Source organism: Mucilaginibacter gracilis (assembly GCF_003633615.1).
Taxonomy (GTDB): Bacteria; Bacteroidota; Bacteroidia; order Sphingobacteriales; family Sphingobacteriaceae; genus Mucilaginibacter; species Mucilaginibacter gracilis.
On record NZ_RBKU01000001.1, the window covers coordinates 4,865,999 to 4,880,791 of the forward strand.

General features: G+C 41.2%; 12 protein-coding genes. 5 read left to right on the forward strand and 7 right to left on the reverse strand.

Translation table 11 applies throughout. The features are described 5' to 3' along the window. Positions 1-7: 7 nt before the first annotated feature. On the reverse strand, positions 8-1,777 hold the full coding sequence (argS, locus tag BDD43_RS21700; RefSeq protein ID WP_121199728.1) for an arginine--tRNA ligase: 1,770 nt from the start codon (positions 1,775-1,777) through the stop codon (positions 8-10). A gap of 330 nt (positions 1,778-2,107) precedes the next feature. Between argS and BDD43_RS21705 the strand changes: the two genes are divergently transcribed. From BDD43_RS21705 to BDD43_RS21715, 3 genes are all read left to right on the forward strand, one after another. Beyond that, positions 2,108-3,568 carry an arginine deiminase family protein gene (locus tag BDD43_RS21705; protein ID WP_121199730.1) on the forward strand — a complete coding sequence of 487 codons (1,461 nt, stop codon included), beginning with the start codon at positions 2,108-2,110 and terminating at the stop codon, positions 3,566-3,568. 71 nt (positions 3,569-3,639) lie between these two features. Further along, on the forward strand, positions 3,640-4,566 hold the full coding sequence (gene ctlX / locus BDD43_RS21710; RefSeq protein WP_121199732.1) for a citrulline utilization hydrolase CtlX: 927 nt from the start codon (positions 3,640-3,642) through the stop codon (positions 4,564-4,566). Positions 4,567-4,766: 200 nt separating this feature from the next. Further along, a complete protein-coding gene (locus BDD43_RS21715) occupies positions 4,767-6,158 on the forward strand; it encodes an arginine decarboxylase (RefSeq protein WP_121199734.1) in 1,392 nt (463 codons plus the stop codon). 63 nt (positions 6,159-6,221) lie between these two features. Here BDD43_RS21715 and BDD43_RS21720 read toward each other — a convergent pair whose 3' ends face one another. The 5 genes from BDD43_RS21720 to trpD all read right to left on the reverse strand — a co-directional run bounded on the left by BDD43_RS21720 (position 6,222) and on the right by trpD (position 11,145). Then, entirely contained in the window at positions 6,222-7,196 is a 975-nt protein-coding gene (locus tag BDD43_RS21720; protein WP_121199736.1) for a hypothetical protein, read from the reverse strand. A 286-nt stretch (positions 7,197-7,482) separates the two neighbouring features. After that, positions 7,483-8,271 (reverse strand): tryptophan synthase subunit alpha, encoded by a 789-nt coding sequence (gene trpA, locus BDD43_RS21725; RefSeq protein ID WP_121199738.1) that lies wholly within the window; start codon positions 8,269-8,271, stop codon positions 7,483-7,485. 77 nt (positions 8,272-8,348) lie between these two features. After that, the gene (gene trpB / locus BDD43_RS21730; RefSeq protein ID WP_121199740.1) at positions 8,349-9,530 is read right to left on the reverse strand and encodes a tryptophan synthase subunit beta; all 1,182 of its coding nucleotides are present in this window, start codon (positions 9,528-9,530) and stop codon (positions 8,349-8,351) included. A 2-nt stretch (positions 9,531-9,532) separates the two neighbouring features. Next, entirely contained in the window at positions 9,533-10,150 is a 618-nt protein-coding gene (locus BDD43_RS21735) for a phosphoribosylanthranilate isomerase (RefSeq protein WP_121199742.1), read from the reverse strand. Positions 10,151-10,155: 5 nt separating this feature from the next. Beyond that, a complete protein-coding gene (gene trpD, locus BDD43_RS21740) occupies positions 10,156-11,145 on the reverse strand; it encodes an anthranilate phosphoribosyltransferase (protein WP_121199744.1) in 990 nt (329 codons plus the stop codon). A 211-nt stretch (positions 11,146-11,356) separates the two neighbouring features. On the opposite strand from trpD, the gene BDD43_RS21745 reads away from it, so the two are divergent. Both BDD43_RS21745 and BDD43_RS21750 read left to right on the forward strand, forming a co-directional pair. Continuing rightward, positions 11,357-12,352 (forward strand): ion channel, encoded by a 996-nt coding sequence (locus tag BDD43_RS21745; RefSeq protein ID WP_121199746.1) that lies wholly within the window; start codon positions 11,357-11,359, stop codon positions 12,350-12,352. Positions 12,353-12,458: 106 nt separating this feature from the next. Next, positions 12,459-13,478: an aldo/keto reductase gene (locus BDD43_RS21750; RefSeq protein WP_121199748.1), complete on the forward strand. Its 1,020-nt coding sequence runs from the start codon at positions 12,459-12,461 to the stop codon at positions 13,476-13,478. Positions 13,479-13,601: 123 nt separating this feature from the next. Here the strand turns inward: BDD43_RS21750 and BDD43_RS21755 are convergent, their stop codons facing one another. Next, positions 13,602-14,615 (reverse strand): threonine aldolase family protein, encoded by a 1,014-nt coding sequence (locus BDD43_RS21755; RefSeq protein WP_317128810.1) that lies wholly within the window; start codon positions 14,613-14,615, stop codon positions 13,602-13,604. Between the last annotated feature and the right edge of the window lie 178 nt (positions 14,616-14,793).

Sequence of the window (14,793 nt, forward strand, 5' to 3'; positions counted from 1 at the left end):
CAAACCCTTACATCCTTTCGGGAACATTAATGCCCAGCAATTTCATGGCCCTGTTAATAATTTGCGCCGTTGCGGATGACAGTTGTAACCTAAACTGCATCACATTTTCGTCTTCGGCTTTTAAAATTGGTTTTTCCTGGTAAAATTTATTGTAGGTTTTGGCCAGTTCGTAAACGTAGTTGGCAATAACAGCCGGACTATAATCGCGCGCACCCTGCATAATTGCTTCGGGGAACTGGTTTAAGGCCAATATTAAATCGCGCTCAACGGAATCCAATACGTTAATAAGAGTACTTGCATCGCCCGGCACAAAGCCTGCCCGTTTCAATACCGATTTAATACGCGCATGGGTATATTGTATAAATGGCCCGGTATGCCCCTGAAAATCAATCGATTCATTAGGATCAAACAGCAAACGCTTTTTGGGTTCAACCTTTAGTAAAAAGTACTTTAAAGCTCCCATACCTATGTTGTAGTATAGTTGCTGTTTTTCGGCTTCGTCAAAATCATTAATCTTGCCGAGAGCTTCTGTTTGTACTTTAGCGGTTTGCTCCATTTCGGCCATTAAATCGTCGGCATCAACAACGGTTCCTTCACGGCTTTTCATCTTGCCCGATGGCAGGTCAACCATACCGTATGATAAATGGAACAACCCCTTTGCCCAGGGCTTACCCAGCTTTTGTAGTATTAAAAACAATACTTTAAAGTGATAATCCTGCTCGTTACCCACCACATAAATTGATTTATCCATGTGGAAGTCGTCGTATTTCAATTGTGCTGTGCCAACATCCTGTGTAATGTAAACCGATGTTCCGTTTGACCGTAGCACCAATTTCTCGTCCAACCCGTCGGCAGTCAGGTCAATCCAAACCGAACCGTCTTCCTTTTTTACAAAAACACCTTTGGCTAAACCTTCCTCAACAATATCCTTACCCAACAGGTAAGTTTTCGATTCGTAATAATATTGGTCAAAATCAACACCAAGTTTTTTGTAGGTGGCATCAAAACCAGCATAAACCCAACTGTTCATGGTTTCCCAAAGGCTCATAACATCCGGGTCGCCGGCTTCCCATAGCTGTAGCATTTGTTGGGCCTGTACAATTAAGGGAGCATTCTTTTTGGCCTCGTCTTCCGTTTGGCCCTCGGCTATCAGTTGTTCAATTTGCTTTTTATATTCTTTATCAAAAACAACATAATACTTGCCAACCAAATGGTCGCCTTTTAATCCGCTACTTTCGGGCGTTTCGCCATTGCCGAACAGTTGCCAGGCAAGCATCGATTTACAGATGTGGATACCCCTGTCGTTAACTAAATTGGCTTTAATAACATCGTAGCCATTGGCCTTCAATATCTCGGCTACCGAATAACCCAATAAATTATTACGGATATGCCCCAAATGCAAAGGCTTATTGGTATTGGGCGACGAATATTCAACCATTACCCGCTCGCCCTTTGCGGGGAAGGTGCCGAATGTGGGAGCGGCGATTTCGGTATAGAGTTGTTTTATCCAGTACTCGTCGTTAATGCTGATATTTAAAAAACCCTTTATCACGTTAAAGCCCGAAACATGGGCTATCTCGTTTTCAATAAACCCGCCAATCTCGTTCCCGGTTTGCTCCGGTGATTTACGCGAAAATTTAACAAACGGAAAGATAACTATGGTAACCTGCCCTTCAAATTCCTTACGGGTTTGCTGTAAGGTAACATCGGCAGCGGTAATATCGGTTTGGTATAAGGCCTTAACGGCTTTAAGGGTTGCATCAACTATGAAATCCATCCGGCAAAATTAATCAAATCTATTTAAAATAAGAGTCAAGAAGCGAGAAGCAGGAATTAAGAGTTAGAAGATAGGAGCAAGATGTAAGAATCAGGAACCAAGATTTAAAATGCCATATTTATTTTTCTCTCCTGGTTCTTGTCTCTTGATTCTTGCCTCTTGACACTGATTATATGGCTAAATTCTGATAGCTTTGTGAAGAAAAGAGACAAGAATTGAGAATCAGGAAGCAAGACGTTAGATGCAAGGAACCAAGACACTTGTTTTATTTTTTTCCTGCTTCCTGATTCTTACATCTTGCTTCTATCTTCTTGATTATGAATTAAAAACATGCTCACTACTACAAATTTCAACATCAATAACACGTCCGAAATTGGCGACCTGTTATGCTTGCTCATCCACAGTCCGGATGCCGGATTGGGTAAGGTTGTGCCCAATAAGGCTCAGGATTGGCTTTTTGAAGATATAGTTCACCTGGATACCATCCGCCGTAAAGAGTACGACCATTATGTTAAAGTGCTGCTTTATTTTTTAGACCCTGAAAAAATAGCAGGGAAATTAAGTGCAATAGACAGCCCCGAAAGCAACCGCGACTTTTTTAAACCGGGCAATGCCGGGTTTCATAACTCAACCAAAGTAATAGAGTTTCAAACGCTGCTGGCCGATATATTGGCCGAACAAACCGTTAAGGAAAAATTGGTTGCCGCCATTTGCGGCATGGAAAACCTCACCTATGGTTTGCAGCAAACCTTAGTAGATACCGGCGCAACAGAACTGGCAAAAACACTTTTATCGGGCTTTTTAAACCATAAACTTATATTTGCGCCCATACCCAATTTTATTTTTTCGCGCGATGTTGGTGTAGCCATTAATAATTACCTGCTCATTAGTAAACCCGCGAAAGCTGCCCGCCTGCGCGAAAGTTTGCTGGTGCGTTACATCTTTTTCAACCATCCGTTGTTTGCCGCTTACCGCAACAATATCATCGAGATACCCGAAAGTATGGAAGCGTTTTTAGAACCCATCGGCGAAAGCCACGAGCCAACCACTTTAGAGTGCGGCGACGTAATGGTGGTTAGCCCGAACCATATTTTAATTGGTTGCAGCGAGCGCACATCAACACGCGGCGCAAACGCGGCCATTAAATTACTGTTTGAAAAAGGCGTTGTCGAAAAGGTAACCATCATCAAAATTCCGCAAAAGCGTAACTTTATGCACCTGGATACTGTTTTTACACAGGTTAAACGCAACGTTTGGGTGCTGCTAAAATCGTTATTTGATGAGGAAGCGGTTAACTTGAACGAACCTATTAGTCACTTTGGCGACACTATGGCTAAAGATAGCCCTCAAATAATACAGTTTGCCAAAGGCAAAACAAACGAGCCAAAGCATTTTGCTAACCTGGAAGCCTTGCTTGATGATATTAGCCGTAACGATTTGCACAGTGCCGAGCCAACACAATTCATCTACTCGGGCAATAACCAGTTCCCTTACGATTCGCGCGAGCAATGGACGGATTCGTGTAATCTCCTCGCACTAAAAGAGGGTGTGGTTTTGGCATACGACCGTAACGATAAAACCATTGAAGCTTTTGAACAACACGGTTTTGCCATTGTTAAGGTTGCCGATCTGCTCAAAAAACTGGAAAGCGGCGAAACATCGACCGAAACCATAACAGATACCGTAATACTCATGCCATCCGCCGAGTTATCGCGTGCACGTGGCGGCTTCCATTGTATGAGTATGCCGTTGTTAAGGAGTTCAATAGTTCATTTGCCATTGGTTCATTAGTCTAGGCTGATGAACTATTTGCACATTAATTGACTGAACTTTGCACTAATGACCAATGAACCATTGAACTAATGAACCAGTTAACATCCCACATATTAATGATACGCCCCGTTAGCTTCGGCTTTAACGAGCAGACGGCAGAAAGTAATGCATTTCAGCACCGCAGCCAAAATGAGCAGGATATACAGCAAAAGGCATTGGCCGAATTTGACGCTTTTGCTGACAAATTAAAAGCCAATGGTTTGGATGTTATTATAGTTAACGACAAGCCAGAGCCGCATACGCCCGATTCCATTTTCCCAAATAACTGGGTATCGTTTCACGAGGATGGCAAAATATTTATGTATCCGATGCAGGCCGAAAACAGGCGATTGGAGCGGGATTTGAAGATGCTAAAAAAGATAACCCTGAATAGCTTTTTTGTGAGCGATATTAAAGACCTGAGTGCTTACGAAAATAATGAGCAATATTTAGAAGGTACGGGTAGTATGGTTTTAGATCGCGGAAACAAAATTGCTTACGCTTGTTTGTCGCCACGTACTCATCCCGATGTTATTGGGGCTTTTCGTGCAGAAAGCGGCTACACCTCCATCCTATTCCACGCTACGGACCAAAACGGTAAAGCAATTTACCACACCAACGTAATGATGTGCATGGGCGACGAATTTGTAGTAATATGCCTTGATGCCGTAACCGATACTGCCGAAAAAAACTTATTAATGGCATCTTTTGAGCAAACAAACAAGCAGGTTATCGAAATTTCGCAACAGCAACTCAACGAATTTGCGGGCAATATGCTGGAATTAAGAAACGAAAAAAACGAACGGTTATTGGTTATGTCGGCCAGGGCGCTTGCTTCGCTTCATCCCCAACAGGTTCAAAAACTTGAAAAATATTGTAAAATTATTAGCGCAAACCTGCAAACCATAGAAACCATTGGCGGCGGAAGTGCCCGTTGTATGATAGCAGAGGTACATTTGCCGCCTTTGAGTTCATAAGATTCGTAGTTGATGGTTCATAGTTCATAGAAAAAATACCATTATCCATCATCTGCCAAAACCATGAACTATGAACCATCAACCATGAACCTTTACAAGGCATCAATTAAATTACATTGCGTACAATAAAAAACTCTTAATTATTAGGTTTATTTCAATTAAAAAATTACATTTTTGCGCAAATTATTTTAATTCGATAAATGCAGAGTTACGAGGAATTTATTGACCTGAGCGTGGGTTTCCCGCAAGAGGGTTTTGAGGTTTATGATGATGAATTATATTTTCACGACCTTAATTTAATGGAGATGATAGAAACGTATGGTACGCCGCTTAGGTTTACTTACCTGCCTATCGTTTCAAAAAAAATACAGCAAGCTAAACTATTGTTTCAGCAGGCCATAGTTAAAAACAACTATCGCGGAAGCTATAAATATTGCTATTGTACCAAAAGTTCGCACTTTAAGCATATTGTTGAAGAAGCGTTAAAAAACGACATTCACCTTGAAACATCATCGGCTTTTGATATGCCTATGATTGATGCGCTGGAGAAAAAAGGGCTTTTAAATAAAGAGATGACCGTTATTTGTAACGGTTTTAAAACCTTCCAATACAAAACTTATATTATTGATATGCTGCATGATGGTTTTAAAAACATCATCCCGGTATTGGATAATAAAGAGGAGTTTAACATTTACGACGACGAGGTTGAGATGGACACTCCCTGCAACCTGGGCATCCGCATAGCTGCGGAAGAGCAACCGGATTCGCAGTTTTACACCTCGCGTTTGGGTGTACGTATTGAGGACGTGATAGATTTTTATTATAACAAGATAGAAAAGAACCCAAATTTTAGGTTAAAACTATTGCACTTCTTTATCAACTCGGGTATTTCCGACACGCCATATTACTGGAACGAGTTAGAAAAGTACGTAACCTTATATTGCAAGCTCAAAAAAATAAACCCCGATTTAGATACTTTGGATATTGGTGGCGGTATGCCATTTAAAGATTCGTTGGTGTTTGATTTTGATTACGAATACATGATTAACGAGATTGTTAGTCGGATTAAAGAGATATGCGCCGAGCACGACGTAATTGAGCCGGATATTATTACCGAATTTGGTAAGTATACCGTTGCCGAAGCGTCGGGTATTTTATATAAGGTATTGGGCCGCAAACAACAAAACGACCGCGAACGCTGGTTAATGCTTGATGGCTCTTTTATTACCAACCTGCCCGATGTTTGGGCCTTGAACCAAAAATACGTATTGTTACCGATAAACAATTGGGATTCGGAATACGAGCGTGTAAACCTGGGCGGCATTACCTGCGACGGACAGGATTATTACAACCAGGAAGCCCACATGAACAGTGTATTTATGCCCAAAACGCGTAAAGTACAGTACATCGGTTTCTTCCACACCGGGGCGTACCAGGAGGTTTTAAGTGGTTATGGCGGCATTCACCACTGCCTGTTGCCATCGCCCAAACACGTACTCATCCGCCGCAACCGCGACGAAACCTTTAACTTTGAAGTTTTTGGCGAGGAACAAAACAGTAAACAAGTATTAAAACTTTTGGGATATAGTTAAAAACTATAAAATCTATAAAAAGGTCATTTCGTTATATGAGATGACCTTTCTATGGGTTATAATTTATTTTTGTGCGGCTTGAGACTGATCGTTTGATGCTGACGTTTTACTCTCGCCAAATAAGCTAACCCCAATTGCAAAACCTATCCAGGGTTTCCCTTGGTATGCCCAGCCAGGTGCCGAATAAGCATAATCCAGCCCTGTAAATATGCCGGCCTGAAATTTATCATATTGAAACATATATCCACCGGAAAAGGATAAGGCAGAAGCGGAAGTAATGGTTGGATCTGATTGGTTATTCACTTTCACACTCCCTATAGATACTCCACCAAGAATGTTACTTGCACGATATATTTTAGAAACATATTGATGTTTATAACCAAGTGATATACCAAAGTTAACTTTCTCTTCAACCGTGAATGGTCCACTGGCATTACCAAAGCGTACTTTAATTGGCAGCGATAAAAAACCCCAAGTAAAGCTATTATTTTTAGGATAAATGGATTCACAATTGTCATTAAAATCTTCAAGAGGAATAAAAAATTGCATATTGTTCGCCCAGGAATCCACATAAGCTAATTTATCATATTTAATTAATGGACTGTTACCAATTTTAGGGGTGTCAGGTAATAATGCTACTTGAACTTTTGTCATTTTATAATATTCATCCATGTCCGGAAGATGTTTATTTAAATCAGTATCAGGTTTCAATCTTTGATAAAAGTCATTTTTGTTTATATATTTAACTACTTTGGAACTGTCGGTTCTTATAGTCTTTTTATAGGTATAGCTAAAATCCCATACCGATATTATATAGCCTTCTTTATGTACTTTATAAACATAAAATTTGGTATCGTCATTAATTAAAAAATGAATGCTTTTATCGTAAGAACCTGAAACAGGGTCGTAAGGAAAAACAACTATACCGGTTTTGGTGATAAAAGATTGGCCAATTAAATTATTGGATTGACTACTGGTTTGCCCAAATACAGCACAATAACTAATAAGTAAAAGACAGGTAAAAAAATACTTTTTCATGATTCAATATGTTTAGGGTTGATAAATAACAATTAATATTATAAATGACTTTAAATCAAATACCTAAGTAAATATATTAATATTATTAATAATATATTGAAATAAAAAAAATAAATAGAAAACTTACACGTCGTTAAGTATTATACCCGTGCGTAAATATTAGAAAAAGAGACAATTAAAGATGAGTGCTTGTTAAAAAGAAGTTATTTTAATAAATGTGTATATATTAGTTTAGATTTATAATTGCGTTCTGCGGCTGTATACAATAATATTTTCAGATATATCTCTATTTAAATAGCCCAATAAACTCAGCAATGCCCGGCAGGTAATTTTTTGTGTTATTCAAATACTTTACAAAGGCGCTACCTACAATTGCGCCGCTATTGTACTGGCAGGCCTTATCAAACGCAGCTTTACCGGCTATGCCAAAGCCTACTATGGTTGGGTTGTTAAGCTGCATATCTTCAATCCGCTTAAAATAAGTATCAACAGTATCGTTTAAATCCAAAGCCTTGCCGGTGATGGACGCCGATGACAACAGGTAAATGAACGAGTTACTCAATTCATCAATTTTGCGGATACGTTGCTCGGCTGTTTGTGGGGTAACCAAAAATATATTACTCAGGTTGTTATCTTTAAAATAGTTGCTATAAAGCTTTTCGTATTCATACATTGGTAAATCCGGAACTATCACGCCATCTACACCAACTTCAGCAGCTTTTTTGCAAAAATTTTCTACACCATATTGTACCATTGGGTTGGCATAACCCATTAACAAAACAGGTATGCTTACACGCTTACGCAGATTGGCTAATTCATCAAACAGCACATTAAGGTTCATGCCGTTGTTGAGTGCCGTTAACGAACTCTCCTGAATGGTGGGGCCATCGGCCAGCGGGTCGGAATATGGGAAACCTATTTCTAAAAAATCTGCGCCGGCTTTTTCCAGGGCTTCGGCAATATCAATTGTGGTATTTAAAGCAGGATGCCCGGCTGTAAAATAAATAGATAGCAGGTTCTTTTTTCCTTCCGAAAAAAGCTTATTTAATCTATTGGTTGATGGTTCATAGATCATAGTTCATGATTTAAGTGGTGCTGTATTCTCGTACTTATTTATTATGATCCATGAACCATGAACCATCAACAAAATATTTAGAAGTTAAAATAATTAATATAAGTTGTTAAATCCTTATCTCCCCTTCCGGATAAACAGATCACAACGTTATCGGTAGGTTTAAATGTCATTTTCTCCAGATAAGCCAGGGCGTGCGCAGTTTCTATAGCCGGAATAATACCCTCCAGTTGCGAGCATAACAACCCGGCCTGCAAGGCTTCGTCATCGGTAATGCTAACATATTGGGCGCGGTTTATTTTATACAAGTGCGCGTGTTGCGGGCCTATACCGGGATAATCTAACCCTGCCGAAATGGAATAAGGCTCCACAACCTGTCCGTCGTCGGTTTGCATTAAAATGGTACGGCTGCCGTGTAAAACGCCCTCCTTGCCCAAAAATGTGGTAGCTGCCGAGTGCCCGCTATCAACACCCTTGCCTGCTGCTTCAACGGCAACCAGCTTAACGGCCTCATCATCCAAAAAATGATAAAACATGCCCATGGCATTGCTACCGCCGCCCACGCAGGCCATAACATAGTCTGGCAATTCGCTTCCGGTTTGTTCAAGCAATTGTTTTTTAGTTTCCTGGGATATGATGGATTGAAACCGCGCCACCATATCAGGATATGGATAAGGCCCAACTACCGAGCCTATAATATAATGTGTATCAACGGGATTGTTTATCCAATCGCGCATGGCCTCGTTGGTGGCATCTTTTAGGGTTTTACTGCCCGATGTTGCAGGTACCACGGTTGCGCCAAGCATTTTCATACGGGCAACGTTTGGTGCCTGGCGTTCCATATCAATTTCGCCCATGTATACTATGCATTCAATACCTTTTAAGGCGCAAACGGTGGCGGTTGCCACGCCATGCTGGCCAGCCCCGGTTTCGGCAATAATGCGTTTTTTGCCTAAACGGATGGCTAGTAATATTTGGCCTATGGCATTATTTATTTTGTGCGAACCGGTATGGTTCAAATCTTCACGTTTAAAAAAGATGTTGGCCCCGTATTTTTCCGAAAACCGCTTGGCAAAGTATAAGGGCGAAGGGCGGCCTACATAATCTTTAAGTAACTGGTTATACTCGGCAATAAATGCGGCATCTGCTGTTATATTAAGGTATTGCTGTCGCAACTCCTCAATGTTAGGATATAGCATTTCGGGAATGTATGCCCCGCCAAAATCTCCGTAATAGCCCAGCTCGTTAACTCCGTAATTCATCTTTATGATCTTAATATTTTAAACGCTTGTTCTAATTTTTCTGCATCCTTTACACCAGGCTCAATTTCAAACCTGCTATTGAGGTCGACACCATAAAATGCGGGATGTTTAATATCTTTAATATTCTCCAAATTATCAAGGCTAATTCCGCCGCATAAAAAAAAGGGAACATCAAGTTTATAATTATCCAATATGGTCCAATTAAATGTTTGGCCCGAGCCGCCGTGTTTTTCTGTTTTGGTGTCAAACATAAAATGGTCTACCTTATCCCGATAAGGTTTTAACTGCTCAAAGTCAAAATTATCATCTAAACCAAACGCTTTAAATACTTTTACCTTACCGCGCAATGCCTGGCAAAAATCGGGGCTTTCATTGCCATGTAATTGTACAGCGTTAAAATCAAACTGATTGATAAGGTTCGTAATGGTTTCATCGCTTTCGTTTACAAAAACGGCTGTTTTATAAATAGCTTCGGGCAATGCTTCTAAAACATCGGGCGGCAATTGAGCAATAAAGCGCGGCGATAGGCCGTAGCAAATAAAACCCATATAGTCGGGCGCCAAAGCAGCAACCGCTTTAATATTTTCGGGTTTTTTTAAACCACAAACCTTTATCTTCATGGCTATTAGTTGCTATTTAATTTTTTAAAACTGATTAACGCCTTTTTGCTCAACAGCGATTCTTCGGCTTCATAAAAACAATCGGCAAAGCTTTTTTCAGGGTTCAGTGTTTGTATGGCCAACGCCGCGTTTACCAATACTACGTTATTTTGCGCTGCTGTTGCCTCGCCTACCAAAACACTAATAAATATATCTGCCGATTCGGGCACGGTATTGCCTCCGGCAATCTCTTCGGGTTTCACCTTATCAAACCCAAGCTGCTCCAGGGTATTTATCTTCTCGCCCGCTTTGCTAAAGGTTTTAAAATCGCAGGTTAATGATACCTCGTCATAACCTTCCAAAGCGTGCAAAATGGTGTAATTTTTATTAGACTTTTGATACAGATAAGCGTACAAACGAGCCAGCTCTAAGCTAAAAACACCAACTATTTGGTTTTTTGGCCTTGCCGGATTTACCAACGGGCCCAACATATTGAAAAAAGTTTTTACGCCAAGCTCTTTACGGATAGGCGCAACGGTTTTCATGGCGGGGTGAAACATGGGGGCATGTAAAAAGCAAATACCTGCTTCATCAACATCCTTTTGTAAGGTGCTCATGTTGTTGGTAAACTTGTAACCCAGGTACTCCATTACGTTTGACGACCCACAGCCCGACGACACCCCATAATTGCCATGTTTGGCCACCTTATACCCCGCCCCGGCCACTACAAACGATGCCAGGGTTGATATATTAAAGGTATCCTTACCATCGCCACCGGTGCCGCAAAGGTCAATCAGGTTATCGGCTTCCAGGTTAACGGGCAAGCAAAGCTCCAGCATGGCATCGCGAAAGCCCTCTAACTCGTCAACAGTAATGTTACGCATACAATAGGCCGTCATGAAGGCTGCCATTTGCGAGTTATTATATTTGCCTTGTGCAATATTGGTCAAAATAACTTTCGACTCTTGCTTGCTAAAGGTTTTATGTTCAAAAAGATGGTTTAAAATAGTTTTCATTATTTGCTATAAAATAAAAAAGGGCTGCCATTGGCACCCCTTTACTATATATTTACGGTTAAACACAGGGAAGCCTTACGATTACTCGTTAAGCCACCACCAATTGTTATTTAATCCGGTTTTTATCATTTCGTGGGCAAATATGTAAATTGTTTTTTCTAAAAGCAAGCATAAGTATAAATTTACGCTTATAATTTATCTATATTTAAACATGGGTATCAGGAAGGTAAAAGCTAATCCGGAGAGTGACATGGGTTTGGGTACCCAGGCAATAGCCAAAAACCAACGCATATTTAACCAGGATGGCTCTATTAATGTTAAGCGCAAAGGGCTTTCGTACTTTAATACAGCCAACAATTACCACCGGCTTATCACCATGAAATGGCACCATTTCTGGCTGTTAATATTGAGTGGCTATTTAATTGTAAATCTTATTTTCTCGTTTCTTTATCTCGCGCTGGGTATTGATAACCTGGTAGGTGCGCAAGGTAGTACACCTTACGAACACTTTTTTGATGCCTTCTTTTTCTCGGCACAAACCATTACCACGGTTGGTTACGGGCATATTTACCCGCACGGTATACCAACAAGCAGCGTTTCGGCAATCGAATCAATGATAGGTTTATTGGCTTTTGCATTGGCTACCGGTTTGCTTTACGGGCGTTTTTCGCGGCCATCGGCTAAAATAACCTACAGCAGGCATGTACTGGTGGCACCCTACCTGGAAAAAGGCAAAGCCTTAATGTTTAGGTTAGCCAACCAACGGCGCAGTACGTTAATTGATTTGGAAATTGAGGTAATATTTTCGTACAACGAAGAGGTGAACGGCAAAACGGTTCGCAAATTTATTCCGCTCGAATTAGAGCGTAAACATGTAAGCATATTAACCCTAAACTGGACCGTTGTGCATGAGCTTAACGATGATAGCCCGTTGCGGGATATTACGAATGAGGATTTAGAAAAAACAGAAGCAAACATTGCCGTGCTTTTAAAAGCGTTTGACGATACATTTTCGCAAACGGTACATTCGCGCACATCTTACCAGTATGACGAAGTGATTTGGAACGCTAAATTTAAACCTGCATTTGACCGTGACTACGATGGCCGTATGGTGCTTGATTTGGCTAAGATAAGCGACCATGAAAGACTGGAGAACAGCCCGGTAACACAAACCATTGATAAACAGCCAGCCCAAAAAGTGGTATGATAAGCGAGCCTACTATTTACACATTTGTTAATTAAATACCCCTGCCGTAAATAAACAAAAACGGTTTATCGGGGTTACATTCGCATCTACAAAAACTATACTTGTTATGAAATACAATTTTTTTGGCAATACAGGCCTAATCGTTTCCGAAATATGTTTTGGCACCATGACCTTTGGTGGCAAGGGAATATGGGAGGCTATAGGCAAAATACAGCAAACCGAAGTAAACGACCTGATGAAGGTTGTTGTTGACTCGGGCATTAATTTTATTGATACTGCCAACGTTTATTCGTTTGGCGAATCGGAAAAATTATTGGGACAATCAATATTAGACCTTGGTTTAAACCGCGACGAACTGGTGATAGCTACCAAAGTACGCGGCCGTATGGGCGAGGGCAAAAACAATGTTGGCCTTTCGCGCTATCATATCTTTCAATCGGTAAACGAAAGTTTAAAGCGTTTACAGTTAGATCATATTGATGTGCTATACGTACACGGCGTTGACCCCAAAACACCGGTTGAAGAAACCATGCGCGCCTTAAATGATATTGTGCAAAGCGGAAAAGTGCGTTACATAGCCGTTTGCAACTGGCCCGCCTGGATGGTAATGAAGGCACAAGGCATAGCGGCTTTAAACGGCTGGAGCAAATTTGAAGGTCTGCAATATTTCTATTCGTTATCGGGCCGTGATATTGAACGCGAAGTGCTTCCGATGGCCGAAGACCAAAACCTGGCCGTTATGCCCTGGAGCCCGCTGGCCGGCGGTTTCCTTTCGGGAAAGTTTACCCGCAATAACGAAAAAGCTGAAGGTTCGCGCCGCGCTTCCTTTGATTTTCCACCCATCAACAAAGCAAAGGCTTATGATATTATTGATGTTATTGCCGAAATTGGCACCCAATACAATGTATCGGCAGCGCAGATAGCTTTGGCATGGGTGCGCCAGCAAAAAGCCGTTACCAGTACAATTATCGGCGCAAAAAATGCAGGTCAGTTACAGGATAACATCAAATCCACCGAGATTAATTTAACCCCCGAAGACCTTAAAAAGATTGACGAAGTAAGTGCCCTTCCGCGCGAATACCCTGGCTGGATGGTAGAAAGGCAATCGGCAGACAGGCAGTTGTAGGGGGCATGGTTAATGGTTCATAGTTGATGGTTCATAGTAAGAAAAAAAAACAAACATCTTGTTTCATGAACTATCAACTATCAACTATGAACCCTTTACCAACGTTCTATCAACTCCAACCGTCTATAATGCCTTCAAAACTCCCACGGTATATTCTACCTGCTCGGCATGAACATCCAAATGCAGCACAAAACGTATGCGGTGCTTATCGGTGTTGTTTGCTTTTATGCCTTTTGCTTCCAGTTTTTGGAGGATAATATCGGCAGGTTCAAGGGTATCAAACAGTACTATATTAGTTTCAACAGGCAACACTTGGCTCACCCAGGGCAGAGTGGCCAATTCGGTTGCTAAAATTTGTGCATGCGAGTGGTCTATCTTTAGCCGTTCTATATGATGGTCGAGCGCGTAAATACCAGCTGCTGCTAAAAACCCAGCCTGGCGCATACCGCCGCCCATAACCTTGCGTATCCGCCTTGCATATTTAAGGGTTTGCTTATCGGCCAGTAAAACCGACCCAACCGGGGCACCAAGGCCCTTGGATAAGCAAACCGAAATACCGTCAAATAATTCGCCATAGCCTTTAGCACTATCGCCTGTATAGGTTAAGGCATTAAAAATGCGGGCACCATCAAGGTGAAGTTTTAGGCCGCGTGTTTGGCACAGTGCCGCTATGGGTGCAATATCATCCAATTTATAACAACTGCCGCCGCCTTTATTAACCGTGTTTTCTAAAACAACCAAGCTGGTATGCGGGTAATGTATGTTTTCGGCGTTTATTTCGGGTTCAATCATTTCGGCGGTTATGATGCCGCGAGGGCCATTGAGCAAACGTGTTGATACCGCCGAATTAAAGGCTATGCCCCCACCCTCGTAACGGTAAACGTGTGCGGTTTGGTCTGCAATAAGTTCATCAAGGGGTTGGGTAAAACATTTAATGGCAATTTGGTTAGTCATGGTGCCCGATGGGCAAAACATGCCTGCTTCCATCCCAAAAATATCAGCAAGCTTTTGTTCAAGCGCGTTCACGGTTTCATCTTCACCAAAAACATCGTCGCCAACTTTGGCACTCATCATGGCCTCAACCATACCGGGCGTAGGCCTGGTTACAGTATCGCTTCTCAAATCAACAGTCATCATATATACCATTCAATTATTACAATTCTATTTTGCGGTCAAATTAACAATTTTATTAGCTTTATCTTTCAAAAAAAAGCTCTCGTAACAAATGTATTTATAGTTAAGGGGGGTGTTTTTGTAAATTGGATAGGTTAGGTTAATTTTTGTTAAATGGCAATGTTAAACTATGTTTACATAG